Annotated in this window: 24 protein-coding genes and 1 pseudogene; 11 read left to right on the top strand and 14 right to left on the bottom strand. The window is 65.7% G+C overall.

The window, feature by feature from the left end; genetic code table 11:
- Window position 1 precedes the first annotated feature (1 nt).
- The 5 genes from C8N44_RS01885 to C8N44_RS01870 all read right to left on the bottom strand — a co-directional run bounded on the left by C8N44_RS01885 (window position 2) and on the right by C8N44_RS01870 (window position 4,199).
- Entirely contained in the window at window positions 2–1,135 is a 1,134-nt protein-coding gene (locus C8N44_RS01885; protein ID WP_107974474.1) for an ABC transporter ATP-binding protein, read from the bottom strand.
- A 9-nt stretch (window positions 1,136–1,144) separates the two neighbouring features.
- The gene (locus C8N44_RS01880) at window positions 1,145–1,996 is read right to left on the bottom strand and encodes a carbohydrate ABC transporter permease (RefSeq protein ID WP_107974473.1); all 852 of its coding nucleotides are present in this window, start codon (window positions 1,994–1,996) and stop codon (window positions 1,145–1,147) included.
- The gene (locus C8N44_RS23730) at window positions 1,996–2,277 is read right to left on the bottom strand and encodes a carbohydrate ABC transporter permease (RefSeq protein ID WP_244640951.1); all 282 of its coding nucleotides are present in this window, start codon (window positions 2,275–2,277) and stop codon (window positions 1,996–1,998) included. Before C8N44_RS23730 ends, C8N44_RS01880 begins: the two co-directional genes overlap by 1 nt.
- A gap of 3 nt (window positions 2,278–2,280) precedes the next feature.
- Window positions 2,281–2,877, bottom strand: a complete 597-nt coding sequence (locus C8N44_RS01875) for a carbohydrate ABC transporter permease (protein WP_244640952.1) — start codon at window positions 2,875–2,877, stop codon at window positions 2,281–2,283.
- 71 nt (window positions 2,878–2,948) lie between these two features.
- The gene (locus tag C8N44_RS01870; RefSeq protein ID WP_107974472.1) at window positions 2,949–4,199 is read right to left on the bottom strand and encodes an ABC transporter substrate-binding protein; all 1,251 of its coding nucleotides are present in this window, start codon (window positions 4,197–4,199) and stop codon (window positions 2,949–2,951) included.
- Window positions 4,200–4,340: 141 nt separating this feature from the next.
- On the opposite strand from C8N44_RS01870, the gene C8N44_RS24155 reads away from it, so the two are divergent.
- The 3 genes and pseudogenes from C8N44_RS24155 to C8N44_RS24145 form a co-directional block, all read left to right on the top strand.
- The gene (locus tag C8N44_RS24155) at window positions 4,341–4,571 is read left to right on the top strand and encodes a hypothetical protein (protein ID WP_425352929.1); all 231 of its coding nucleotides are present in this window, start codon (window positions 4,341–4,343) and stop codon (window positions 4,569–4,571) included.
- On the top strand, window positions 4,501–4,821 hold the full coding sequence (locus C8N44_RS24150) for a hypothetical protein (protein WP_107974471.1): 321 nt from the start codon (window positions 4,501–4,503) through the stop codon (window positions 4,819–4,821). Before C8N44_RS24155 ends, C8N44_RS24150 begins: the two co-directional genes overlap by 71 nt.
- Window positions 4,809–4,976: pseudogene (locus tag C8N44_RS24145) on the top strand (transposase); the annotation flags it as partial. The gene C8N44_RS24150 and the pseudogene C8N44_RS24145, both read left to right, overlap by 13 nt.
- A 444-nt stretch (window positions 4,977–5,420) precedes the next feature.
- Here the strand turns inward: C8N44_RS24145 and C8N44_RS01860 are convergent.
- Entirely contained in the window at window positions 5,421–6,089 is a 669-nt protein-coding gene (locus C8N44_RS01860; protein WP_107974470.1) for a DUF1028 domain-containing protein, read from the bottom strand.
- A 110-nt stretch (window positions 6,090–6,199) separates the two neighbouring features.
- Here C8N44_RS01860 and C8N44_RS01855 point away from each other — a divergent pair, with 110 nt between their 5' ends.
- From C8N44_RS01855 to C8N44_RS01830, 6 genes are all read left to right on the top strand, one after another.
- Window positions 6,200–7,780, top strand: a complete 1,581-nt coding sequence (locus C8N44_RS01855) for an ABC transporter substrate-binding protein (RefSeq protein ID WP_107974469.1) — start codon at window positions 6,200–6,202, stop codon at window positions 7,778–7,780.
- A gap of 145 nt (window positions 7,781–7,925) precedes the next feature.
- Window positions 7,926–8,873 (top strand): ABC transporter permease, encoded by a 948-nt coding sequence (locus C8N44_RS01850; protein ID WP_107974468.1) that lies wholly within the window; start codon window positions 7,926–7,928, stop codon window positions 8,871–8,873.
- Window positions 8,870–10,741, top strand: coding sequence for a dipeptide/oligopeptide/nickel ABC transporter permease/ATP-binding protein (locus tag C8N44_RS01845; protein WP_107974467.1), 1,872 nt, complete (start codon window positions 8,870–8,872; stop codon window positions 10,739–10,741). Before C8N44_RS01850 ends, C8N44_RS01845 begins: the two co-directional genes overlap by 4 nt.
- Window positions 10,741–11,700: an ABC transporter ATP-binding protein gene (locus C8N44_RS01840; protein WP_107974466.1), complete on the top strand. Its 960-nt coding sequence runs from the start codon at window positions 10,741–10,743 to the stop codon at window positions 11,698–11,700. Before C8N44_RS01845 ends, C8N44_RS01840 begins: the two co-directional genes overlap by 1 nt.
- Complete coding sequence (locus C8N44_RS01835; RefSeq protein ID WP_107974465.1) at window positions 11,669–12,436, top strand: FadR/GntR family transcriptional regulator; 768 nt, start codon at window positions 11,669–11,671, stop codon at window positions 12,434–12,436. Before C8N44_RS01840 ends, C8N44_RS01835 begins: the two co-directional genes overlap by 32 nt.
- A 243-nt stretch (window positions 12,437–12,679) precedes the next feature.
- Complete coding sequence (locus C8N44_RS01830; RefSeq protein ID WP_244640953.1) at window positions 12,680–13,036, top strand: translation initiation factor 2; 357 nt, start codon at window positions 12,680–12,682, stop codon at window positions 13,034–13,036.
- 200 nt (window positions 13,037–13,236) lie between these two features.
- On the opposite strand, the gene eutC is transcribed toward C8N44_RS01830, so the two are convergent.
- From eutC to betC, 5 genes are all read right to left on the bottom strand, one after another.
- On the bottom strand, window positions 13,237–13,980 hold the full coding sequence (gene eutC / locus C8N44_RS01825) for an ethanolamine ammonia-lyase subunit EutC (RefSeq protein ID WP_107974464.1): 744 nt from the start codon (window positions 13,978–13,980) through the stop codon (window positions 13,237–13,239).
- Window positions 13,977–15,365 (bottom strand): ethanolamine ammonia-lyase subunit EutB, encoded by a 1,389-nt coding sequence (locus tag C8N44_RS01820; RefSeq protein ID WP_107974463.1) that lies wholly within the window; start codon window positions 15,363–15,365, stop codon window positions 13,977–13,979. Before C8N44_RS01820 ends, eutC begins: the two co-directional genes overlap by 4 nt.
- Window positions 15,366–15,479: 114 nt before the next feature.
- Window positions 15,480–17,138, bottom strand: a complete 1,659-nt coding sequence (betA, locus tag C8N44_RS01815) for a choline dehydrogenase (protein ID WP_107974462.1) — start codon at window positions 17,136–17,138, stop codon at window positions 15,480–15,482.
- Window positions 17,139–17,235: 97 nt separating this feature from the next.
- Complete coding sequence (locus tag C8N44_RS01810; RefSeq protein WP_107974461.1) at window positions 17,236–17,643, bottom strand: universal stress protein; 408 nt, start codon at window positions 17,641–17,643, stop codon at window positions 17,236–17,238.
- Window positions 17,644–17,771: 128 nt separating this feature from the next.
- Window positions 17,772–19,289 carry a choline-sulfatase gene (gene betC / locus C8N44_RS01805; protein WP_107974460.1) on the bottom strand — a complete coding sequence of 506 codons (1,518 nt, stop codon included), beginning with the start codon at window positions 19,287–19,289 and terminating at the stop codon, window positions 17,772–17,774.
- A gap of 99 nt (window positions 19,290–19,388) precedes the next feature.
- Between betC and C8N44_RS01800 the strand changes: the two genes are divergently transcribed.
- Window positions 19,389–20,306, top strand: a complete 918-nt coding sequence (locus C8N44_RS01800) for a LysR family transcriptional regulator (protein ID WP_107974459.1) — start codon at window positions 19,389–19,391, stop codon at window positions 20,304–20,306.
- Window positions 20,307–20,315: 9 nt separating this feature from the next.
- Here C8N44_RS01800 and C8N44_RS01795 read toward each other — a convergent pair whose 3' ends face one another.
- The 3 genes from C8N44_RS01795 to C8N44_RS23300 all read right to left on the bottom strand — a co-directional run bounded on the left by C8N44_RS01795 (window position 20,316) and on the right by C8N44_RS23300 (window position 23,251).
- Window positions 20,316–21,125, bottom strand: coding sequence for a thioesterase II family protein (locus tag C8N44_RS01795; RefSeq protein ID WP_107974458.1), 810 nt, complete (start codon window positions 21,123–21,125; stop codon window positions 20,316–20,318).
- Window positions 21,126–21,234: 109 nt separating this feature from the next.
- Window positions 21,235–22,686, bottom strand: coding sequence for an oligosaccharide flippase family protein (locus C8N44_RS01790; protein ID WP_158273985.1), 1,452 nt, complete (start codon window positions 22,684–22,686; stop codon window positions 21,235–21,237).
- Between the two features lie 76 nt (window positions 22,687–22,762).
- On the bottom strand, window positions 22,763–23,251 hold the full coding sequence (locus tag C8N44_RS23300) for a 4'-phosphopantetheinyl transferase family protein (RefSeq protein WP_158273984.1): 489 nt from the start codon (window positions 23,249–23,251) through the stop codon (window positions 22,763–22,765).
- On the opposite strand from C8N44_RS23300, the gene C8N44_RS23295 reads away from it, so the two are divergent.
- The gene (locus C8N44_RS23295) at window positions 23,225–23,791 is read left to right on the top strand and encodes a hypothetical protein (protein WP_158273983.1); all 567 of its coding nucleotides are present in this window, start codon (window positions 23,225–23,227) and stop codon (window positions 23,789–23,791) included. The genes C8N44_RS23300 and C8N44_RS23295 overlap by 27 nt on opposite strands.
- The last annotated feature ends 39 nt before the right edge of the window (window positions 23,792–23,830 follow it).

Genomic DNA, 23,830 nt, shown 5'->3' with positions numbered 1-23,830 from the left:
TTCACGTGCTGCTCTTCGGGGCCGAGACGGTGTGGCCATCGGAACGGAAGAGATAGGCGTCGGCGGGATCGAAGCCGAAGCGGATCGTGCTGCCTTCGGCCGGCGGCGCGCCCTCGCCGAGCAGCAGGGTGACGTTGTCGGTGCCGGTGTCCGAGCCGGTGGTCCGCAGTGCGCCGGCATCAGCGTAGAGCACCGTTTCGCGTCCTAGTTGTTCGGCCAGCCGGATCGTGGCCTCGGCGATGACGACCGTGCCTCCGGGGTTGGCCCTGAGGTGTTCGGGCCGGATGCCAAGCGTGACGGCGTCACCAACGGTCAACCCGTGATCCGGTCGAAGCGCCGGGATGGTGAGGGGCGGCAGCCCTGGAACCTCGAGTGTTGCGGCGGCACCCAGCGCAGTGACACGCCCCTCGACGAAGTTCATCCGCGGCGCACCGAGAAAGGAGGCAACGAAATGGTTCACCGGGTTGCGGTAAAGCTCCAGCGGAGCGCCGACCTGCTCGATCCGCCCCGCGCGAAGTACGACGATGCGGTCGGCCATGGTCATCGCTTCGACCTGGTCGTGGGTGACGTAGATCATCGTCGCCCCGAGGCTCTTGTGCAGAGTCGCCAGTTCGACCCGCATCTGCGTGCGCAGGGCGGCATCGAGGTTCGACAGCGGCTCGTCGAAGAGAAAGACATGCGGCCGCCGGGTGATCGCCGGACCGATGGCGACGCGCTGCCGCTGACCGCCCGACAGCTGCGCGGGCTTCTTGTCGAGGTAGTCGGTGATCCGCAGGATTTCGGAGGCGTGGCGCACCGCCTCGTCGATCTCGGCCTTGGGGCGCTTCATGATCTTCAGCCCGAAGCCCATGTTCTCGGTCACGGTCATATGCGGGTAGAGCGCGTAGCTCTGGAACACCATCGCGATGCCCCGGTCGCCGGGCTCTTCGCGGGTCACGTCCCGTCCGGCGATCTCGATGATGCCCGAGGAAATCTCCTCGAGCCCGGCGATGGATTTCAGCAGCGTGGACTTGCCGCCGCCTGACGGGCCGACCATCACCACAAACTCGCCCGGCTCGATTGACAGCTCGATGTCCTTGAGCGCGTGGAAGCCCGCGTAGTGTTTCTGAACGGAGGTTAGTTTGACATCTGACATTGGCAGTCCTCAGCCCTTCACCGCGCCCATGGTCAGGCCGGCGACGAAGTGGCGTTGCATCAGGAAGAACATCACCACCGGCGGGATGGCGACGAAGAGAGTGGCGGCGGAGACAACGTTCCAGGACGAAACCCATTCGCCGCGCAGGTTGGCGAGCCCGGCGGTCACCGGCTTCACCGCGTCTGTCTGGGTGAGCACGATTGCCCAGAAGTAGTCGTTCCAGATGAAGGTGAAGAGCAGGATGGCCAGCGCGGCGAGCGCGGGCCGCACCAGCGGCACGACGATCTGGATCAGGATCTGCCAGGGGCTTGCGCCTTCAGCGCGCGCCGCCTGGAAGAGCTCATGCGGCAGGGCCGCGATGAAGTTGCGCATGAAAAGCGTCGCAAAACCGGTCTGGAACGCGACGTGGAAGATGATCAGCGCGCCGAATGTGTCGTAGAGCCCGAGCGAGACCATCAGGTCGCGCACCGGGATCATGAACACCTGCTGCGGCAGGAAGTTGCCCGCAATGAACACCGAGAAGATCAGCGTCGCCCCGGCGAAGCGGTGCCGGGACAGCACGTAGCCGGTCATTGTCGAGAGAACGAGCACCAGCACAGTCGAAGGGATGGTGATGATCAGGCTGTTGACGAAATAGTCCAGCATGTCGGTCTGGGTGAAGACCGCGGTGAGATTGCCCCGGAAGTTGATTTCGGTCGGCCAGCCCCAATAGTTGCCCGCCATGACGTCCTCGAATGTCCGGAAGGCGGTGAGGATGATGGCGAAGACCGGCATCAGCCAAAGCAACAGCACGGCCCAGACACCCGTGACATAGAGCAGTCGCGACGCGGGGCGGGACTCGGGAATTTGGCGAGGGTACATCACGCGCCCCTTTCGTCACGCAGAAGGCGGAGCAGGTACCAGACGATGAACACCATCATGATGGCAAAGAGCAGCGTCGCCAGAGCCGCACCGTAGCCGAAGCGGTAGGAAAACAGGCTCTCCTCGTACATCTGGTAGGCGAGGTTGGTGGACGAGCCGAAGGGGCCGCCGCTGGTCATCACGGCGATGATGTCGAAGGAGCGCAGTGCCCCGATCATCGAGATCGCCACCGCGATGAAAGCGACCTGCCGCAACTGCGGGAGCACCACGTGACGCAGCATCTGCTAGCCGCGCGCATTGTCGACGCGGCCCGCGCCGATGATCTCCTCGTCGAGGTTGTTGAGACCGGCGAGGAACAGCACCATGCAGAAGGCGACCTGGGGCCAGAGCGCTGCGAAGACGACCGCAAGCGTCACCCATGTATCGCTCGACAGCACCGCTGGGGCGGTGCCGCCGAAGGCACCGAATATTAGCGCGAGCAGGCCATAGGTCGGGTCGTAGAACCACACGAAGATGACGCCGACGGTAACGGTCGAAAGCACCAGCGGCATGAAAAACAGCGACTTGGCCAGGCGCATTGAGCGGATCTTCTGGTTTACCAGCAGCGCAATGGCGAGTCCGAGCGGTGGTGCCAGCAGGAAGACTACCAGCCAGATGACATTGTTGCGCAGCGATACCCAGAACTGCGGGTCTCGCCAGAGCTCGACGTAATTGGCGAGGCCAGCCCAGGCCATGTCGCCGAAGCCGTCCCAGACGTGCAGGGAAATCCAGAAGGTGCGCAGCGCCGAGAAGACGATGACGACGAGAAAGAGCAGCAGTCCCGATGCGAGCAGCAGGGCCGGGGTCGCGCGGCGGAGCAGTTTCCGGCGATTGCGGAGCATTGTTCGGTCCGATTGCGAAAAGTTGTGGCGGACGGCATGTGAGGACTGCCGTCCGCGCGGGAGGGCGGCAGTCAGAGCGCGCCGTAGACGCGCGCGCGGGCCCGCTCGATCTCGGCCAGGATGCGCTCGGCCCTGTCGGGCCGCGCCATGAACTCTTGGAAGCCCTTGAGCCCGGCCTGCGCCACGTCTGGATTGGTGTCGCGGTCATAGTACTGCGAAGTGCCGTCGACGCCGATGAGGCCCTTCTTCGACTCGGACATGATGTGACTGCCCGACACGTCGATGTCGGTGCGGGCGGGGAGGTTCCCGTCGGGCTCGAGATAGCTCCAGAGCGTGTCGGGCTGGTAGAAATAGGTCAGGAACTCGCGCGCCACCTCGGGGTTCTTTGCGCCCGACGGGATGTGGATCGAGTCGACCGAGAAATCCTCGTAGCGGCCCATGCCGGCATCGTAGGTCGGGAAGGGCGCAAAGCGCAGCTGCCCGCGATCCGCTTCAGGGAAGCCGTAGCTGATGAAGCCGGCCAGATCCATCATCGCCGCTTTTTTCTGCGCCAGCGTCGCAGCAGCCTGTTCCCAGGCATACGACGTCGCGTTCTCGAGGAAGAGGCCCGCGTTCACCTGCTCGGCCCAGGGCTTCATGACCTTCATCAGGCTGGCGTCGGTATAGGCGATGCGCCCGGCCATGAGATCTTTGTGGTGCTCGAGCCCGTTGATCCGCAGGTTCATGTGGTCGAACCAGCCCGCGGCGGGCCACATGTTCTTTGTGCCGATGGAGAAGGGTGTCATTCCCGCTGCCTTGGCGGTCTCGCCAAAGGTGAAGAAATCCTCGGCGGTCGCAGGCGGCGTCCAGCCATTCTCGTCGAAGACGTCCTGCCGGTACCAAAGCCCCCAGAGTAGGCCGGCGGTCGGCAGGCCGTAGATCCGACCGTCGACGCTTGTCGCGCCCATTGCGGGGACAACGTCGGCCCAGCCGTTCTGCTCCACCAGATCGGTAATGTCGGAAAAGAGTCCGCGCTGGACGAAGCCCTGCATCCGCTCGCCAGAGAACCAGAAGTTGATGTCGGGCGGGCTGGCAACGAGGTAGTTGCGGATCGCGGTTTTGTGCGCCTCGTGGTCCATGTTGTTGACCGACACCTTGACGCCTGCCGAGGTGCCGAACCCCTTGGCAAGGGCCTCAAGCGCCGCGCGCTGGTCGGGGTTGCCACGGTTTGAAATGATCACAAGTTCGCGGGTTTGCGCGTAGAGCGGTGCGCCGAGGCAGGCGGTGCCGGCAGCTGCGGACGTCGCGAGAAAGCGACGCCGGTTGAGGCTGAGTCTGGTCATTGGTTCTCCTCCCAAGTCCTGTTGCAGCGTGGGAAGTGACGGCAATTCTGTCAAGATAAATTTACTAAATAAAAAAATAGAAGGACGCAGTTGATCGTGACGCTTTGCAAGGCTCAGGGTGGCATTTCTCCCTAACGCGACATGGGCACCGACAACGGCGCGATACTCGATGTGGAGGCCACCCGGTCGATCCGCCAGGCCGAGGTTGGATCGGTGCGGACCGTGATCGACCGGGTGAACGATACCTTCGGTATCGCGCCGGAACGGCTGATCGCAGATACCGCCCGAGGGTACCGGCGTTATGCTGAACTGGCTGGATCAGCAGCGCCGCATCGCACCCCGTATCCCGGTGTTCGACAAGTCAGTTGGTAGGGATGGGACATTCGAGCGCGCCGACTTCAACTATGATGTCGAGAACGATGTCTACACCTGCCCGGGCGGCAAGGAATTGCAGCAAAGCCGTCGGACCTTCACGAAACCTCGGGAGAAGCCGCCGGATGAGCATGGCATGCTTCGCTATCGGGCAACCATCGCCGATTGCGATGCCTGCGAGGTGAAAGCGCGCTGCGCGATTGCTCAGACGCTCTACGACGCGATCTCCTGCAAGCCCGGAAAAAGGTGAAGATGCTCTTCGCGCATTTGAAGCGCATTCTGGGCCTCAACCGTCTCCGATTGCGAGGCACGAGCGGCGCACGAGATGAATTCCACCTCGCAGCTACCGCAAAGAACCTCCGGAAGCGCGCAAAGTTCCTTCCGATGCCACAGGTCTCCTGTTGAGGAAGGATAGGCACGGGTGCCGCCAATCCTGGGTCAACGCGATCACCGAGGCCAGTTTTTCAACGGAATGGGTTCGTAGGGGGCCTCGCGGCGCTGTCGAACAAGGACCGATCTCGGTCCGCTCGGAATGTCGGCTTCCACCTTTTGCGGGCGATCGGATCGTCGCCGCGGCGAACGTCCGCCTTCCGCTCTATCTGCATATACCCCCGGAGGGACGTCGTGAATCGAAGCCATCAGGCCGGCAGCGGCTGGCCCGCTGTTCAGCCCTTCAGCCGTTTCCGGGCCTGGTCGGCGAGTGGTGCCGTTCGGAGGGCAGGGACGTCCGCGCGGCCCCCAGCGAATACAGGGCCGAACCCTAACAGAAAATGAACCCGTGTCTTTAACTCATTGATTTCTATAATACAGAAAAGTGTCCCGGCCCGGGACACCCCTTTTCTGACCGATCTAGCGGTCCAGGATCCGGGTCGGATCGCTCGCCACGGGCACCTGCCGCGTCCAGTCGCCGTAGTCTCCCGTGGTGGCCCGTTCATGCAGCGCCTCAAGCGCGCCGATGGGGTCGTCCGGGTGGTGGTCGATCCTCAGGGTCAGGGGCGGGAAATCCGGGTGAAGGATCAGCAACGCGGCCGAGAGCAGCCCCCGACTGTCGCTGCCCGCGGCCTCGGCGGCGCGGAGGCTGGCGAGCAGGCGGGTTGCGAAACTGCCCGTGGCGGCCATCATGGTCTCGGCCAGTGCATCCACCACGCCCAGGTTGTCGAGCATGTTGCCCGCCGCCACGCCCCCGGGGAAGACCCGGCTACCCATCTGCGGCGTGTTGCTGGTGCCGGTGAAGGCCGCACCCTGACCGTCCGTGCCGAGCGCCGAAAGCTGGCGCCAGGCGCTGCCGCCGTCGGCACCTGTTACCCGAGCCACCGCTTGCGCCGCGTCGAACCCGACCCGCATGGCATCGAGCACGTCCTCGCCCCAGAAGGTCGAGGGCGCCGCGCCCTGGCTGGCCGACATGCCGGCGCCGAGACGGCCGCGCAGGACCCATCCCCCGACACAGAGTGAGCCGGTGGCGGCCGCGCCGCCGATGGCGCCGGTGCCTGAATCTTGCGCAAGAATCGAGAAGGTCATGGCGGTTCGTCTTCCTTGGGATTGCGGATCTATCATGAAAAATTGACCCGCACAAATTATCATGATTAATTTCAGTTAAACCAAGAGCCGGTCAACAGGGAGATCGCAGAATGACATTCCTCACCATGACGCGCAGGGTGCTGCTGGCCGCGGCAACCTCCACGCTGGCGCTGGGGGCGCTGACGGCGCCGGCCGCGGCGCAGACCCCTCCCGGCGTCCTGATCGTCGGGCAGATTGCCGAGCCGAAGTCGCTCGACCCCGCCGCGGTGACCGCGGTGAACGACTTCCGCATCCTCGTGAACCTCTACGAGGGGCTCGTGGCCTACGAGCCGGGGACGCTGGAAGTGGCGCCCGCGCTCGCCACCGACTGGGAGATCAACGAGGAGGGGACGGAGTACACCTTCACCCTGCGCGAAGACGTGACCTTCCACGACGGCACGCCCTTCAACGCCGAGGCGGTGAAGTTCAACTTCGACCGGATGCTGGACGAGGAGCACCCCTACCACGACACCGGGCCTTTCCCGCTGGCCTTCTTCTTCTCCTCGGTCGAGGAGACGGAGGTCGTCGACGAATACACGGTGAAGTTCCACCTGAACGCGCCCTACGCGCCCTTCCTGTCGAACCTCGCCTATCCCACGGGGCTGATGGTCTCGCCCGCGGCCGTGGAACAGTACGGCGCCGACTACGGCCGCAACCCGGCCGGGACCGGGCCCTTCACCTTTGGCGAATGGCGCAGCAACGAGGCCGTGGTGCTGGAGAAGAACGCCGACTACTGGGGCGAGGAAGCGGGCACCGAGGCGGTGGTCTTCCGCCCGATCACCGACGCCAACACCCGCGTGGCCGAAATGCTGGCAGGGGGCATCGACCTCATGGTCGAGGTGCCGCCGACATCGCTGGGCCAGTTCACCGACACCGACGCCTACCAGGTCTACGAGCAGTCGGGCCCCCACGTCTGGTTCCTGATCCTCAACGCCAAGGAGGGCCCCTTCGCCGACAAGCGCGTGCGGCAGGCGGTGAACTACGCCGTCGACAAGGAAGCCATCGTGAACGACGTGCTGGAAGGCACCGCCGAGGTCGCCGCCGGCCCCACGCCACCGGCTTTTGCCTGGGCCTATAACGAGGAGCTGGACCCCTATCCGCACGATCCCGAGAAGGCGCGCGAACTGCTGGCCGAGGCGGGCGCCGAGGGCGCGTCGCTGACCTTCTACGTGACCGAGGGTGGCTCGGGCATGCTTGACCCGATCTCCATGGGCACGGCGATCCAGGCGGACCTGGCCGAGGTCGGGCTCGACGTGAGCATCGAGACCTACGAGTGGAACACCTTCTTGGGCGAGGTGAACCCGGGGCTCGAGGGCAAGGCGGACATGGCCGAGATGGCCTGGATGACCAACGACCCCGACACGCTGCCCTACCTCGCGCTGCGCACCGATGCCTTCCCGTCGGAGGGCGGTTTCAACTCGGGCTACTACTCCAACGAGGAGGTCGACCAGCTGCTGGAGGAGGCGCGGGTCGCCACCGACCAGGAGGAACGCGCGCGGCTTTACAAGGAGATGCAGGAGATCGTGCAGGAGGACGCGCCCTGGCTCTTCGTGGCGAACTGGAAGCAGAACGCCGTGACCAGCGACCGGGTCGAGGGTTTCTCGCTCGAGCCGTCCTTCCTGCTGATGCTGGGTGACGTGACCAAGAACTGAGGGTGTCGGCCCGGCTGCGCCGGGCCGATCCGCCGGGGGGCGCTGCCCCCCGGACCCCCCGGGAGTATTTCTGCCAAGAAGAAGGGGCAGGCGCGGTTCCGCCGCCCCACCCGGGATGACTTGATCCTCGAGCGGAGGGCGGCGCATGGGCTCTTACATCCTGAAACGACTGGTCTCGGCGATCCCGGTGCTGCTGGGCATCACGGTGATCGTCTTCCTGATCATGGCGATGATCCCGGGCGATCCGGCAACCGCGATCCTGGGCAGCTATGCGACGCCGGAGAACGTGGAGAAGATCAACCGCGACCTCGGTTTGGACAAGCCTTTGGTGCAGCGGTATTTCATCTGGCTCGGCAACATGCTGACCGGGGATTTCGGGAGGTCCTTCAGCCTCAACCGTCCGGTGCTGGACGAGGTGCTGGAGCGGTTCAACGCGACGCTGATCCTGGCGGGCACGAGTTTCGTGCTTTGCGCGGTGCTGGGCGTGCTCGCCGGCGTGGTTTCGGCCGCGCGGCAATACGGGCTGGCCGACAAGCTGATCACCTTCGTGGTGCTGATCGGAATTTCCGTGCCGGCCTTCTTCCTCGGAATGATGATGATCCTGCTCTTCGCAGTGAACCTGCGCTGGCTGCCGGTCTCGGGGATGTATGCGATCTACGGCGGGGGGGACCTGGCCGACCTGCTACGGCACCTCGTCATGCCGGCGCTGGCGCTGGCAGCGGTGGCCACGGGCGTGGTGGCGCGGTTGTCACGCTCGGCCATGCTCGAGGTGCTGCGGCAGGACTATATCCGCACGGCGCGGGCCAAGGGCGTGCCCGAGCGGCGGGTGATCATGGGGCATGCGCTGCGGGTGGCCATGGTGTCGATCATCCCGGTTCTGGGCATCCAGGCGGGGTTCGTGCTGTCGGGCGCGGTCTATATCGAGATCGTCTTTCAGTGGCCGGGCGTGGGCCGGATGCTGGTGGATGCGATCCTGACGCGGGACATCTTGCTGGTGCAGGGGGGCGTGGTCTTCGTCGCGGCCTGCTACGTGCTGTTCAACATCGCGGTGGACGTGGCGCAGAGCCTGCTCGACCCGAGGATCAAGACATGAGCGCCTTCCTGAAGCTGCTGTTCCGCAACCGGCTTGCGGCCATGGGGGCCGTGGTGCTGGGCGCGATCCTGCTGCTGGTGCTGGTCACGCCGCTGCTGCCGCTGCCCGATCCCAACGTGACCGATACGAGTCAGCGCTTCCTGCGGCCCTTCGAGGCGGCGGGGCACCTTCTGGGGACCGACCACCTTGGGCGAGACCTGCTGGCGCGGCTGTTGTACGGCACACGTCTGAGCCTTGCGGTGGGCTTTGCGGCCGCGGTCATCGCCGCCTTCTTCGGGTCGGCCATCGGGATCGTGGCGGGGTATTTCGGCAGGCGCACCGACAACATCATCATGCGCGGCGTCGACATGCTGATGGCCTTTCCCTACATCCTGCTGGCGCTGGCCATCGTGGCCGCACTTGGCCCCGGTCTGCTGAACGCGCTGATCGCTGTGGCGGCCGTGAACATCCCCTTCTTCGCGCGCAACATCCGTGGCATCACCGTCGGGCTGGCGGCGCGCGAGTTCGTGGATGCGGCGAAGCTGTCGGGCAAGGGGCATCTGCGCATCATCCTGACCGAGGTGCTGCCCAACGTGCTGCCGGTGATTGTCATCGCCATGTCGACCACCGTGGGGTGGATGATCCTCGAGACGGCAGGGCTGTCGTTCCTCGGGCTCGGCTCGCAACCGCCGGTGGCGGACCTGGGCTCGATGCTGGGCGAGGCGCGGGCGGCGCTCATCACGGCACCGCATACCTCGGTCGTGCCGGGGCTGATGATCTTCCTGATCGTGATGTCCATCAACTTGCTGGGCGACGGGGTGCGCGATGCGCTCGACCCGCGGCTAAAGTCCGGCGCGCTGAGCCGGCCGCGGTCGATGACCCGCGTGGACCGCAAGGGGCCGGTGCGGGAGGCGGCGCAGAAGGGGCTGCTGGACCTGCAGGCGCTGGAGACCCAGTTCCACGTGGGCGCGCGCGTCTACCGTGCCGTTGGCGGCGTGGACCTGCATGTGAAGAAGGGCGAATGCCTTGGCATCATCGGCGAGAGCGGGTCGGGCAAGTCGGTCACGGCGCTATCGGTCATGGGGCTGGTGGCCTCGCCCCCGGGGGTGATCACCGCGGGCGCGGTGCGCTACGACGGCCATGACCTGCTGTCCTCAGGCTATCGCGAGATGCGGCAGCGACGCGGCGAGAATGTCGCCTATATCTTCCAGGATCCGCTGGCGACGCTGCACCCGCTTTACAAGGTGGAGGACCAGCTAGCCGAGGCGATCCAGTCACATCACAGGGTGAGCGACGGCGAGGCGCGCGAGCGGTCGCTGGAGCTGTTGCGGGCGGTGCGTATCCCGAATCCGGAGAGCCGCCTCAAGAACTATCCGCACGAGATGTCGGGCGGGATGCGCCAGCGGGTGGGTATCGCGATGGCGCTGGCGAACGATCCCGACGTCATCATCGCGGACGAACCGACGACCGCGCTGGACGTGACGGTGCAGGCGCAGATCCTCGCGCTGCTCGACGACCTGCGGCGCGAGCGGGGCCTCGCCATCGTCTTCATCACCCATGACTTCGGCGTGGTGGCGCAGCTCTGTGACCGGGTGGCGGTCATGTACGCCGGGCGGATCGTCGAGGAGGGGCCGACCAAGGCGGTGCTCGACGCGCCCGCGCATCCCTACACGAAGCGGCTCATTGCCTGCGTGCCGGAACTGGGCGGCGGTCAGCGCGAGCTTGCGGCCATTCCGGGCCTGCCGCCCTCGGTCGACGACCTGCCGCCGGGCTGTGCCTTTGCGCCACGCTGCCACAAGGCGCGCGACGCCTGCGCCCAGGGTGAGATCCCGCTCGACGGCACACCGCCGCGCGCCGTGCGCTGCCTTTACCCCGAGGAGGCCGTCTGATGACCGTAGCCCTAAAGGTGGAAGATCTTTCCAAGACCTTCGCGCTCAAGAAACCGCTGTTCGGAGCGGCACCGCCGGGCGTGCGCGCTGTGCGTCCCATGTCGGTCGAGGTTCAGCGGGGCGAGACGCTGGGTATCGTCGGTGAAAGCGGCTGCGGAAAGTCCACGCTGGCGCGGATGCTCGTGGGGCTGCTGGAGCCCTCCACGGGCCGTATCGAGATCGCGGGCAAGGCGCTCGACAACGCGGATCCGGCGGCGTTCGGGCGGCTGATCCAGTACGTGTTCCAGGACCCGATCAGCAGCCTCAACCCGCGCAAGACGATCCGACAGATCATGGAGGCTCCGCTGCGGTTGCTCTACGGGATGAACCGCGAGGCACGGGACAAGCGCATTGCCGAGATCTTTGACAGCGTGAACCTGCGGCACGAGTTTCTCCACCGCTACCCGCACGAATTCTCGGGCGGGCAGGCGCAGCGGATCGGCATCGCCCGGGCGCTGGCCGCGGCGCCCGAGATCATCGTGCTGGACGAGCCGGTGTCGGCGCTCGACGTGTCGGTGCAGGCGCAGGTGCTGAACCTGCTGGGGCGTCTGCGCGAGGAGTTCGACCTGACCTACCTGTTCATCAGCCACGACCTTGCCGTGGTCGAGGCTGTGAGCGACCGGGTGGTGGTGCTCTACTTCGGGTCGGTGGTCGAGGTGGGCAACGCGAAGACCATCTTCAATTCCCCGCGCCACCCCTATACACGCCTTCTGGCGGAAAGCGCGCCGGTCGTCGGCCGGCCCCTGACCGCGCCTGAGCAGAAGGGGACGGAACTGCCCGACCCGCTCAACCCGCCGCCGGGCTGCGCCTTTGCCGGGCGGTGCCCCAAGGCCACCGACATCTGCCGCCGGGAAGATCCCGCGCTGCGCCGGATGGGAGAGGATCAGTTTGCCGCCTGCCACCACCCCATCGAAGCGTGAACCGCGCCTCAGCCGCCCTGCGCAGGTGGCCGAGGCGATCAAGACATGGGTGGTCGAGGAGGGGTTGCGCGCGGGCGACCGGCTGCCGGGGGAGACCGAGCTGATCCGGCGTTTCGGCATGGCCAAGGGCACCATCCGCGAGGCGATGCGCATCCTCGAGGCGCAGGGACTCATCAAGACACGCACCGGGCCGGGCGGCGGCAGCTTCGTGCACGAGGTCAGTCGCGCGCGCGCCAAGGCGCTGCTGGGCAACTACTTCTACTTCAAGAACCTCACCATCGGCGACATCTACAAGCTGCGTCTCGCGCTGGAGCCCGAGCTGGCCGCGGATCTTGCGGGGCGTCTTTCGGAAGAGGTTCTGGCCCAGCTCGAGGCGAACATCCTGAGCTATGAGCGCCCCTCCGAAACCCTCGAGGAAGAGCGCGAACAGCACGTGGCCTCGCTGCGCTTTCACGCGATCCTGGCCGAACAGGCGGAAAACCCGTTGCTGGGTTTCGTGATCGACTTCATGGTGACGCTGCTGACCGACGTGACGGTCTACCGCGAGCTTTACGCGCCGCCGAACCATGAGCTCTGGCAGCGCGGACGCGACTACCAGCACCGGCTGGTCATGGCCCTGCGCGAGGGCGACGGCGGGGCGGCCCGTGCGATCATGAAGGCGCATATGGAAACCGCCTGGGCGCTCATGCGCGGTCAGGAAACGCAGATGATGCGGCGGTTCATGACCGAAGGATAGGGGAGCCGGTCAGCTTTATTTTATGTGCCCCTCGAAGACCTCTTCTTTTTTTGGGGGGGCTGTTTCCCTTTTGTCACGAAAGCTCTATCCAATTGATCTGCGAATATGAATTGCGTGGCTTTGGAATAAATAACCTGCAAAGGATTTCGTTATCTCTTGGCTCCTGTTGATGGTGGAGTACGCGAATTGCGATTTCTTCTGTGTTTGGTCGTGGTGACCTCCATGGTATCCGGATGCGCGACAGTGACACGCGGCACGAAGGATGTCCTCGTTGTCGAAACCGATCCTGTCGGCGCGAAGGCGCAGCTGACCAATTCTGTCGGCGCGAAGGCACAACTGACAGACGGCATGACCTGCGAGGCGACGCCGTGTTCTTTCAAGGTGCCTCGCAAGTCCGAGTTCGACGTGGTTCTCAGCAAGGATGGCTATATCCCGGCGCAGGTTCATGTGACCCACAAGGCCGGTGACGCGGGCGGTATGGCGCTGGCGGGCAATGTCCTTGTCGGGGGCATCATCGGCGCGGGTGTGGATGCCGGGACCGGTGCGATGATGGATCTGATTCCCAACCCCGTTGTTGTCGAACTTCAAAAGGCCCGCTAGTCAGGGCCTCGACTGACCTGTATCGGGCCCGATAATGGGGCCGGTACACAGGTCTTTGACTCTCAAAATGCGGCGGGGCGATTTGGTGTCTGGCTGGCTTCCGGTTCGGCCTGAATGACCGGAGAAAATGCCGCCGGTTCCGGTTTTGAGAGAAGGGTCTTTTTTCAGGGCTTGGGAAGCTATGGCCGGAAAAAGAAAATTTACTCCGGCAGCGTCTGCGTTGCCGGAAGGTCGTCCTTCAGCGCGATCCCCGTGACGCCCCGCTCCAAACCCTGCCGCCCAAGCCAAGCGATCTTGCGCGCCGCGGCCTCATAGCTCTGGCCGCCGCCGGGATGGATATTGGAGATGCAGTTGCGTTCGCTGTCGCGGCGGCCGGGTTCCGGGGCGTGGGTGATGTAGGCGCCGAGCGAATCCGTGACCGTCAGGCCGGGACGTTCGCCCACCAGCAGCACGACCAGTTTCGCGGCAAGTCGGTGGCCGATCACGTCGCCGAAGGCCACGCGCGCCTGCCGGGCCAGAACGACGGGGCCCAGGGCCAGCCCGTCGAGCAGGGGCAGGGTGGCGCGAACCACAGGCGCCGCGTGGGCCTGCACCGCGTCTGCCGAGAGGCCGTCGGCCACAACGAAGAGCACGTCGCAGGGCAGGGCGGTCGCGAGGGTGGCTTCGGAGCTTTCGGCAAGCTGCCGCCCTAGGTCGGGACGGCGCAGGTAGGTGGCGCGGTCAGGGGCGGCGCTGTCGACCGTGAGGGTTTCCATGGGGACGAGATCCTTGGCCAGCGCTTCGAAATCTACCGCACGGTGCACGGCGTCGCGCGCCCGGGCATGGGCAAACTGGAATTCGAGGTTGGCACGCACGGGGAGCCCCGCGCCGCTTCGGCCAAGCCCGATCCGTGCCGAGGTCCGCGACCTCAGCCGCGCCCAGGGATCATCCACCGGCGCGCTCATGCAGCGTCTCCGGTCATTTTCGCGAGGGCTTTGGGCGGAGCGTTGCCCTCGACCAGACGTCCGCCGTCGATCAGCCCGATACCCTCCAGCCACGCCTCGAACTCGGGCGCGGCGCGCAGGCCGAAGCTTTCGCGCAGGTAGGCGATGTCATGGTAGGCGAGGCTCTGGTAATTCAGCATGATGTCGTCGGCGCCGGGCACCGCGATCAGGAAGGTCGCGCCCGCGTCGGCCAGCAGGGTCATCAGCACGTCCATGTCGTCCTGGTCGGCCTCGGCGTGGTTGGTATAGCAGACGTCCACGCCCATCGGCAGGCCGAGCATCTTGCCGCAGAAATGATCCTCGAGCCCCGCGCGGATGATCTGCTTGCCGTCATAGAGGTACTCCGGCCCGATGAAGCCCACGACCGTGTTCACCAGAAGCGGCCGATATCGGCGGGCGACGGCGTAGGCGCGCACCTCGAGCGTCTGCTGGTCCACGCCGTGGTGGGCATCGGCAGAGAGTGCCGCGCCCTGTCCCGTCTCGAAATACATGACGTTGTCGCCCACCGTGCCGCGGTCCAGCGCACGGGCGGCCTCGTGCGCCTCGTCGAGGACGGCGAGGTCGACGCCGAAGCCGGTATTCGCGGCCTGCGTGCCCGCGATCGACTGGAAGACGAGGTCCACCGGCGCGCCGCGGTCCATGATCTCGATCGCGTTGGTGACATGGGTGAGGATGCAGGACTGCACCGGCATGTCGTAACTCAGGCGGATCTCGTCCAGCATCTCCATCAGCGCGATGGCGTTGGGGATGCTGTCGGTGGCCGGGTTGATGCCGATCACCGCGTCGCCCACGCCGTACATCAGGCCGTCGACGATACTGGCCGCGATGCCCTGCATGTCGTCCGAAGGGTGGTTCGGCTGCAGGCGCGATCCGATCCGGCCCGGCAGACCTTGGGTGTTGCGAAAGGCCGTGGTCACGCGGATCTTGCGCGCCACGGCAATCAGATCGCGGTTGCGCATAAGCTTGGAGGTCGCGGCGACCATTTCGGGCGTGAGCCCGGGCGCGAGCGCCGCGAGCACCTCGGTCGTGGCCTCTTCGGAGAGGAGCCAGTCGCGGAACTGGCCGGTCGTCATGTGCTGGACGGGGGCAAAGGCGGCGGTGTCGTGGCTGTCGAGGATGAGGCGCGTGACCTCGTCCGACTCGTAGGGGACCAGCGCCTCGGTCAGGAAATGCGTCAGCGGCAGGTCGGCCAGCACCGCCTGCGCGGCGACGCGCTGGGCTGCGCTTTCGGCGGCGATCCCGGCAAGCTGGTCGCCCGAGCGCAGCGGCGTCGCGCAGGCCATGACCTGATTCAGGCTATCGAAAGTGAAGCGTTCGCCGCCGATGGTGGTGCGCAGGTGTCTCATGGCCGGTTCCTCCGGCCGGAAGGCTATGCGCGGCACGGCGCTGAGGAAAGGCGCGCGCGACGATTGCCTGCGCCGCGCGGCCCGGCTGGGCGGTTTTTGAGCGGGCCTTAAGGCTCAGCGCTGTGACGTTTCCCACTCGGGGTGAATCCAGGCCTGCTCGTTTGCCTTCGGCAGTGGATCGCGGCCCAGGATGTGGTCCGCGGCCTTTTCGCCCGCCATGATCGACGGGCCGTTGAGGTTGCCGTTGGTGATGCGCGGGAAGATCGAGCTGTCGGCAAGCCGCAGCCCGTCGACGCCGATCACGCGGCATTCGGGGTCGACAACCGATCGCGGATCGTCCGCCGCCCCCATCCGCGCGGTGCCACACGGGTGGTAGGCGCTTTCGGCATGCTCGCGCACGAAGGCATCAAGGTCGGCGTCGCTGACCTTGTCGGCGCCAGGGAGTATCTCGCGCTTCACGTAGGGCTTGAAGGCCTCCTGCTGGAAGATCTCGCGCGTGAGCCGCAGACAGGCGCGGAAATCCACCCAGTCCTGTTCTTCGGACATGTAGTTGAAGAAGATGCGCGGCGCCTCCTTCGCGTCGGCGCTTTTCAGCGTGACCTCGCCACGGGACTGTGCGCGCATCGGACCGGTGTGGGCCTGAAAGCCGTGACCTTCGGAGGCGGCCTTGCCGTCGTAGCGTACGGCGATGGGCATGAAGTGGTACTGGATGTCGGGGTATTCGACACCGGCGCGCGACCGGATGAAGGCGGCGCTTTCGAAGTTGTTCGAGGCGCCGAGCCCGGTCTTGGTAAAGAGCCACTGCGCCCCGATCAGCGCCTTGCCCCAGAGGTTCCAGTACTTGAAAAGCGTGATCGGCTGGCTGGCGGCCATCTGGAAATAGACCTCAAGGTGGTCCTGCAGGTTCTGGCCGACGCCGGGGCGGTCGGCGACCACGTCGATGCCGTGCTCGGCCAGGTGTTTCGCCGGGCCGATCCCGGAAAGCATCAGCAGCTTGGGCGAGTTGATAGAGCTTGCGGCAAGGATCACCTCGCGCCGGGCGCGGAGCACGTCGACCTTGCCGCCGCGCTCGATCTCGACACCAGTGGCGCGGCCGTCCTCGATCACCACCTTACGGGCGAGCCCTCGCACGAGATCGCAGTTCTCGCGCTTGAGGGCAGGGCGCAGGTAGGCATGGGCCGCGGACCAGCGACGGCCCTTCCAGACCGTCTGCTCCATCGGGCCGAAGCCTTCCTGCTGGTAGCCGTTGTAGTCGTCGGTGACGGGGTAGCCGGCCTGCTTGCCGGCCTCGACGAAGGCGTGGAACAGCGGGTTGCGGCGGGGGCCGCGTGTGACGTGCAGCGGGCCGTCCGTGCCGCGCCATGACGGGTCGCCGCCATGGCCGCCGTCGTGCCAGTTCTCCATCCGCTTGAAGTAGGGGAGGACGTCGGCAAAGCCCCAACCCTGCGCGCCCTGGTCGGCCCAGTGGTCGAAATCGCGGGCGTGGCCGCGCACATAGACCATGCCGTTGATCGAGGACGATCCGCCGATGACCTTGCCGCGCGGGGTGGCGAGGCGGCGTCCGCCGAGGCCCGGCTCGGGTTCGGAGGTATAGCCCCAGTCGTAGCGCGACATGCTCATGGGGTAGCTGAGCGCGGCGGGCATCTGGATGAAGGGCCCGACGTCGGTGCCGCCGTGCTCGATCACGAGAACGGAGGCGCCCGCTTCGGACAGGCGGTAGGCCATGGCGCAGCCCGCGCTGCCGGCCCCGACGATCACGAAATCAGCTTCCATCCTTTTCTCTCCTGTCCCCGGTCTTGAACGAACGAGACCCGCGCGGTTTGTGGCCGCGCGGGCCAGTAGGGCCGGCCGGAGCCGGCGTGCGGCAGTCTCAGCTGCCTTGTTGGCGTACGACGAACACGTCGCAGAGTGCGTGGGTCACCACGTAGGATGCGGTCGACCCCATCAGGTAGTCGGCGATCCGCGGGTTGCTCGAGTTCAGCACGATGAGATCGCAGCCGAACTCCTTCGCGGTGCTGGTGATCGCCCGGTGCGGCGCACCCGTGCGGATCATCGTGCGGACCTTGACGCCCGAGGTGTCCTGGAGGGCCACGAAGGCATCCAGCTCGGGCTTGTGGTCGTCGGGACGCACGCGGAGGTTCGCTTCGATCTCCGGGACGATGGTCACGGCGATGATTTCGGCTTCCTCCCCGCGGGCCATCGAGACGGCCTTCTGCATCAGTTCGGTCGAATGCTTGGCATGCTTGGGCTTGATGGGCACCAGGATTCGGTCATGCATGGTCTGTCACCTTTTCGGGTCTTTGGCGGCAGCTCTTCATTTGCCGAAGTCGCGGTCCTTGTCATCAGTGCCCGTAGAATGCCGGACAACTATGTCCGCCACGCCACGCGGAATGTCCCCTTTTTCCGTTATTCCCCGCGCGGATAGCGCTGGTTTTCCTCGAGCACGTTCAGGTCCATGTGGTTGCGCATGTAGCGTTCCGACGCCTTCTGAAGCGGCTGGTGGTCCCAAGGGTAGTACTTGCCGTTGCGCAGCGCCTCGTAGACCACCCAGCGCCGGGCCTGGCTCTTGCGGACGTCGGCGTCGTAGGCCGAGAGGTCCCAGCGCTTGTCGGCCATCTCGCGGAAATGCGCCAGCGTGTTGGCGTGGGCCGGGTCGTCGGCGAGGTTGGTCAGTTCGTGCGGATCGGCCTCGAGGTCGAAGAGCTGCTCGGGGTCGAGCGGGCAGCGCGTGTATTTCCACTTGTCCTGCCGAAGTGCCACCAGCGGCGCGTAGGAGGCCTCGGCCGCGTATTCCATGGAAACTGCGGTTTCGCGCGTGCCGCCCTGGCCCAGCGGGACAAGGCTTTGGCCCTCGGTCCAGGGCATGACCTCCTCCATGCTGACCCCGGCCAGATCGCAGAGCGTCGGGCAGACGTCGATGTTGCTCACCGGCGTTTCCACCAGCCCCGGCTCCATCTGAGGGGCCGAGATCATGAAGGGCACGCGGGCCGAGCCCTCGTAGAAGCTCATCTTGAACCAGAGGCCCCGCTCGCCCAGCATGTCGCCGTGGTCCGAGACGAAGAGGATGATGGTCTCTTCCTCCTGCCGGGTGCCGCGCAGCGCCTCCATGACCTCGCCGATCTTGTCGTCGATGTAGGAAATGTTGGCGAAGTAGGCCCGGCGTGACCGGCGGATGTCTTCCTCGGTGATGTCGAACTCGCGCCAGTTGTTGGCGTCAAAGATACGTTTGGAATGCGGGTCCTGGTTCTCGTAGCCCAGATCACCGACCTCGGGCATGAGGCGGTCGCAGTCCTCGTAGAGATCCCAGTACTTGCGGCGTGCCACATAGGGGTCGTGCGGGTGGGTGAAGCTGACCGTGAGGCACCAGGGCCGGCCGTCGAGGCGCCGCCCGAGGTCATAGACCTTGCGGGTCGCGTGATAGGCGACCTCGTCGTCGTATTCCATCTGGTTGGAAATCTCGGCCACGCCCGAACCGGTGACCGAACCCATGTTGTGATACCACCAGTCGATGCGCTCGCCCGGCTTGCGGTAGTCGGGCGTCCAGCCGAAGTCCGGCGGATAGACGTCGGTGGTCAGGCGTTCCTCGAAGCCGTGCAGCTGGTCGGGGCCGACGAAGTGCATCTTGCCCGACAGGCAGGTGTGATAGCCCGCCCGGCGGAGGTGGTGCGCGTAGGTCGGGATGGCCGAGGGGAATTCGGCCGCGTTGTCGTAGACGCCGGTGACGGAGGGCAGCTCACCCGACATGAAGCTTGCGCGGCCCGGCGCGCAGAGCGGCGAGGCGGTGTAGCCGTTGCGGAAGCGGGTGGAGCGTTCCGCCAGCGCGCGCAGGTTCGGCACGTGCAGGAAGTCGGCGGGACCGTCGGGGAAAAGCGTGCCGTTCAGCTGGTCGACCATGAAGATCAGGATATTTGGGCGCTTCGCCATGCCGGGCTCGTCTCCGTTTCGGTTGCGTGCTATTGGGTTGCTTTGCGTCTGGATGCGGACATTATGCAAAACAGCGTGAGATAACAGGGTAAAACGGTTATGGCTGACATTGAAAATTCAAATGCCAGCTTCGGCCGTTTCAGCGCAGACCTCTGGCTTTTCCTCATGGTCGTGCGCCACGGGCAGCTATCCTCTGCCGCCTCTGAGGCCGGTCTCTCGCAGCCGCGGATGAGCCAGCGGATGCGCTTCCTCGAGGAGAGCCTCGGGCGGCCACTGCTGGAGCGGGGGCGGCGCGGGATCAGCCTGACGCCGGATGGTCATGCGCTGCATGCTGCGCTCAGCGGTCCGCTTTCCGAGGCGGCGCAGGCCTTTGGCCGCTTCCGCGATGTCCCGACGCGACGCGGAGTCGTGATCCTCTGCGACCTGGCCTTTGCCAGCTTCCGGATGCTGCCCATTTTCTCCTCGCTCTGCGAGGCCTTTCCGCAGATGGGCATTTCGCTGATGACGATGCAACTGCCGGACCCGCGCAATGCGCCCGATGTGGATCTCTACATCCGGATGGCGGCGCATGACCGCGCCACGCCAAACCAGGTGCCGCTTTTCCGGGAGCGGGTGAGCATCGTCGCCAGTCCGGGATATCTCGCCGCGCATCCGGGGCTTGGACGACCCGCCGATGTGCCCGGACATACGCTGATCGAACTGGCCACGGTCGGGGCGGCGCCGTGGATGACCTGGGACAGCTGGCTGAGGGCGCAGGGCGTGACACCCGAAGGGGCCGAGCGGTTGAGCTTCACGAGCTACGATCACGTGATCCGCAGCGCCGAGGCCGGTCTTGGCCTGGCGCTGGGCTGGCACGGGCTGATCGACGAACGCATCGAAAGCGGCGCCTTGGTCGAGGCCATGCCCGATCAGCGCGACAGCGATCTCGCCTACGTTCTTGGGCAGGTGCCGGGACGCGCGGGAAGCGAGACGCGAAAGGTTTTCGAATGGCTGAAGGCGCGCTTTGCGGAAGGCTGAGGCCCCGGGTCAGCCGTGTCGTGCGGCGTCGTGGCGGGTTTCGCTGACAGCAAGCGTCGCCGCGATGTCGTCCAGCAGGTCCAGCCGTGCCTCGTTGAGGTAGAAATGCCCGCCGGGGAACATCCGCAGGCGGAAGGGATCGTCGGTCCAACCCTCCCATTCCGCCAGCAGCGGGCGGGGAACGAGTGCATCCTCTTCGCCGCCGTAGGCGGTAATCGGCGCGGGCAGGACGTGGCGCGCATGGCCCTCAACGGCCTCGAGGGCCCGCACGTCGGCGCGCAGTGCGGGCAGGAGCATGGCCATGACGTCCGGCTCGCGAAGGATCTCTTCGGGGATGCCGCCGTAGCGGCTGTTGATCTCGTCCACGAAAGCATCGTCATCGAGATGCGCGAGCGGCGGGACGGGCGACGGGATGTCGGGTGGCTGTCGCGCCGAGAGGAAAAGATGCGCCGGTGCGGGCAGCCCCGCATCGGTGATCGCCCGCGCGGTGAAGGTCGCCAGTACGGCGCCCATGGAGTGACCGAAAAGCGCGTAGGGCCGGTCGGTCAGCGGGGCGATCTCGGGAACGATCAGGTCCGCAAGGGCGGGGATGGAGGCGAGCGGCGGCTCGGCAAGGCGGTTCGCCCGACCGGGTGTCTGCACGGGAAAGACGTCGAGGCGCCCACCCGCAGCGCGGATCCAGCCCTGGTACATGCTGGCGCCGAAGCCTGCGGAGGGAAAGCAGAAGAGCCGCGGGCCGTCGCTGTCCACGGGATGGGGGCGGAGGAACCACCGGCTGGGCGAAGGGGTGGTGGCCGCGGTCGAGGTATCGCGCGTCATGTGTCGTTTCCCGTGAGTGGTGACTGTCGGGCTTGCGGCGATGCTGTCGGCGCGGAACTTGCCTGTCCACACCGAAGCTGGCTGCGGCTGGATTTCTGCGGGGCTTCGGTCAACGGTGCGCAAGCCTGCGGCGGATGGCCTGCGAGGCACGCCCGAATTCCGATCGCATCGGGTGGTCGAAGATCACCACCCCGGTGACCCATCCGGCCGCTGCCGCCAGGAGCAGCATCAACAGGGTGGCGGGCCCGATACCCGTGGTGCCGCCGGCGGGCAGGATCCAGGCGAGGACCGGCAGGACGGTCATCATCGTCACGCCAAGGCTGCCGCGCATGGAGCGGGCGAGATCCGCGAGGGTGAAGGGCACCACCTTGCGGACCGCGAGCGTCGAGGTGACGACGCCAAGTCCGACGACGGCAAAGGTGCTCCAGGCGATGGCCCGGACCCCGTATTGCGCGGCGATCAGGACGACTGGCAGGCTCAGGGTCACCTGCAGCAGGGCAAGGTGGAAAACGCGCCTTGCCGCGCCGGTGGCCATGAGGATCGGGTAATTGATGCCCGGCGGGAAGTTCAGCAGCATCGCGCTGGAAATGATCTGGACGAGAGGGATGGTCGCGGTCCAGTCCGCCCCGAGCAGCACCCGCACCAGCGGATCGGCGAGTATCATGAGAAGCAGCAGCGCCGGCCAGATCACGGCGGTCAGTCTTTCGATGGCACCGAGGTAACTGCGGGTGAGGTCGGACTTGCGCCGGGCGAGATCGGAGAAGGCGGACAGCGCCACCTCGGCCACCCCGGCAAGGATCGTGCGCTCGGGGAACTGGCAGAGCAACGTGGCGCGCTGGAGGATGCCGACGGCGCCGGGCGCGAGGAAGATGCCCATGATCGCCACAGAGAGATATTCGGCTGTGCGCCTCAGAATGGCCGAGCCGCCGGTGTAGAGGCTGAACGAAAAGACATCGCGCCAGGCCACGAGCCGGAACCTGAACATGCTGAAAACCGGCCGCATCCAAAGCAGCAGCAGCCCGCCGATGATCCCCGAGGCAACATTGGCGATGGCGAAGCTGAGAAAGCTGAAGCCGCGGGCTGCCGCGAGAAGCAGGACCGCCGAATTGACCAGCGCCGTGGCCACGTTGATCGCGGCGATCCGGTTGAACGACAGGTCCCGGGCCAGCAATCCGTGCAGCGGGAAAGCGACCGATCCGGTCACAAATCCGATCAGCGAGATCCGCAGGAAATCGGTAAGGCGTGGCTCGCCGAAGAGCGAGGCTAGCGCCGGCGCCGCGGCAAAGATCAGCGCGGTCAGCGCCGCAGTGACCATGAGGTTTATGGTGAAGACGCCCTGAAGGCGGGTCTCGGTAAGCTCGGGGACCTGCACGACGTAGGCCGCCGATCCCAGTTCACGGACGGAGCCGGCCACCGCAAGGGTCGACATTCCCAGCACCGCGATGCCGTATTCATAGGGTGTGACGAGCCGGGAGACGAGCGCTGTCGTCCCGAGACCGACCACGGCGGTGATATACTTCCCGCCCGTGACGAAGAGCAGGGCCCCCCGGATTTTGCTCATGCGGTAATAACCCAAAAAATCGACAATCAAAGAAGCAGGCCCGCGGTGAAAAATGTTCCGCGTCCTCCTCCGAGAATTACCAGTCTGCGCTGCTCTCCGGAAGAGTGAAAAGACGCATCCTTCGGATGGCCGGCATGGTGGCAAGTGCAGCGCGGTAGCCAGCCGGTACGGGCAGATCGCGGATGTCCGGTCGAAAGCCTGCCTCAAAGACGTCTGGGCCGAATGTCGCTCGGGGCGCATCGACGGGGTCGAGAGAGACGGAGAAGGCGCCGAGATCCACAGCCAGGCCCCGGCCATCTGCCTTCACGATGGCCTCCTTCCGGGTCCAGCAGGCAAAGAAGGTCTCGGTTCTCTGCGAGACGGGCAGGGCTGCAAGTGCGGCGGCTTCCGCGGGCGCAAAGCTCCCTTCGGCGATGGACATCAGGTCAGCCGAGGTCCGCACACGTTCGATGTCGACGCCGACAGGCGTGTCGCGGGTGAGTGCCAGCAGGCCGAGCCCGTCCGAATGAGACAGATTGAAGGCAGGCGCCGCCTCCGGATGCAGGAAGGGCTTTCCCTCGGGCATGGTGCGGATGCAAAGGTTTTCCGCGCGCTGACCCGCGTAGGCCGCAAGAATGTGTCGCATCTGTCCGTGCGCTGCCACATAGCGGTCGTGAAGCCGGGGAAAGGCAAAGGCGGCCGCACGCTGACGCTCTTCCTCGGAAAGCAGGCACTTGAGAGCGTCATGCTGCGAATCGTTCAGTTCGAGCTGAAAGAGCCACAGATCGGCGAACTCCCCGCCAAGTCCGTCCGCGACGTCGTCCGGGACGGCTGGGGTGAAACTGGCAGCAGTCATCGCGGTTCGCACCGAAAGGAGACCGACGCGGCATGGCCGGGCGTCTTGCCGGATGGGGCGGAAAAGCGCGCGGGGCCGTTGCGACCAACGTTTTCCGGCGATTTCGGAAGACGTGGGGCAAGGCCGGAACGTGGCCAGGATGATCGCGTGAACAATGCGCCTCTCGTTTTGAATGTGTTTGCCCAACTGCACCTTTTTGCGGCGTTGGCGGCGGTCAGGGCTTTTCAGATCTTGCGCGAATTTCGGAAGCGTATGAAAGTGCTGCTTTAGGAATTCGTTTACAGACCTTTTTATTTCGAAGTGCGGGAT

The sequence above is a fragment of the Allosediminivita pacifica genome (genome assembly GCF_003054175.1).
Classification (GTDB): domain Bacteria; phylum Pseudomonadota; class Alphaproteobacteria; order Rhodobacterales; family Rhodobacteraceae; genus Allosediminivita; species Allosediminivita pacifica.
The sequence above is the reverse complement of the archived record's forward strand: the minus strand, read 5'-3'. Positions and strand labels throughout refer to the sequence as shown.

Coding starts and splice junctions, on each gene's coding strand:
- C8N44_RS01850 (WP_107974468.1), top strand. CDS start 7,926: ATGGGCTCTTACATCCTGAAACGACTGGTCTCGGCGATCCCGGTGCTG.
- C8N44_RS23730 (WP_244640951.1), bottom strand. CDS start 2,277: ATGCTGCGTCACGTGGTGCTCCCGCAGTTGCGGCAGGTCGCTTTCATC.
- C8N44_RS01840 (WP_107974466.1), top strand. CDS start 10,741: ATGACCGTAGCCCTAAAGGTGGAAGATCTTTCCAAGACCTTCGCGCTC.
- C8N44_RS24150 (WP_107974471.1), top strand. CDS start 4,501: ATGCTGAACTGGCTGGATCAGCAGCGCCGCATCGCACCCCGTATCCCG.
- C8N44_RS01860 (WP_107974470.1), bottom strand. CDS start 6,089: ATGACCTTCTCGATTCTTGCGCAAGATTCAGGCACCGGCGCCATCGGC.
- C8N44_RS01810 (WP_107974461.1), bottom strand. CDS start 17,643: ATGCATGACCGAATCCTGGTGCCCATCAAGCCCAAGCATGCCAAGCAT.
- C8N44_RS01855 (WP_107974469.1), top strand. CDS start 6,200: ATGACATTCCTCACCATGACGCGCAGGGTGCTGCTGGCCGCGGCAACC.
- betC (WP_107974460.1), bottom strand. CDS start 19,289: ATGGCGAAGCGCCCAAATATCCTGATCTTCATGGTCGACCAGCTGAAC.
- C8N44_RS01800 (WP_107974459.1), top strand. CDS start 19,389: ATGGCTGACATTGAAAATTCAAATGCCAGCTTCGGCCGTTTCAGCGCA.
- C8N44_RS01885 (WP_107974474.1), bottom strand. CDS start 1,135: ATGTCAGATGTCAAACTAACCTCCGTTCAGAAACACTACGCGGGCTTC.
- betA (WP_107974462.1), bottom strand. CDS start 17,138: ATGGAAGCTGATTTCGTGATCGTCGGGGCCGGCAGCGCGGGCTGCGCC.
- C8N44_RS01820 (WP_107974463.1), bottom strand. CDS start 15,365: ATGAGACACCTGCGCACCACCATCGGCGGCGAACGCTTCACTTTCGAT.
- C8N44_RS01845 (WP_107974467.1), top strand. CDS start 8,870: ATGAGCGCCTTCCTGAAGCTGCTGTTCCGCAACCGGCTTGCGGCCATG.
- C8N44_RS23300 (WP_158273984.1), bottom strand. CDS start 23,251: ATGCCCGAGGGAAAGCCCTTCCTGCATCCGGAGGCGGCGCCTGCCTTC.
- C8N44_RS01875 (WP_244640952.1), bottom strand. CDS start 2,877: ATGCTCCGCAATCGCCGGAAACTGCTCCGCCGCGCGACCCCGGCCCTG.
- C8N44_RS24155 (WP_425352929.1), top strand. CDS start 4,341: ATGGGCACCGACAACGGCGCGATACTCGATGTGGAGGCCACCCGGTCG.
- eutC (WP_107974464.1), bottom strand. CDS start 13,980: ATGAGCGCGCCGGTGGATGATCCCTGGGCGCGGCTGAGGTCGCGGACC.
- C8N44_RS01795 (WP_107974458.1), bottom strand. CDS start 21,125: ATGACGCGCGATACCTCGACCGCGGCCACCACCCCTTCGCCCAGCCGG.
- C8N44_RS01880 (WP_107974473.1), bottom strand. CDS start 1,996: ATGTACCCTCGCCAAATTCCCGAGTCCCGCCCCGCGTCGCGACTGCTC.
- C8N44_RS23295 (WP_158273983.1), top strand. CDS start 23,225: ATGCAGGAAGGGCTTTCCCTCGGGCATGGTGCGGATGCAAAGGTTTTC.
- C8N44_RS01870 (WP_107974472.1), bottom strand. CDS start 4,199: ATGACCAGACTCAGCCTCAACCGGCGTCGCTTTCTCGCGACGTCCGCA.
- C8N44_RS01790 (WP_158273985.1), bottom strand. CDS start 22,686: ATGAGCAAAATCCGGGGGGCCCTGCTCTTCGTCACGGGCGGGAAGTAT.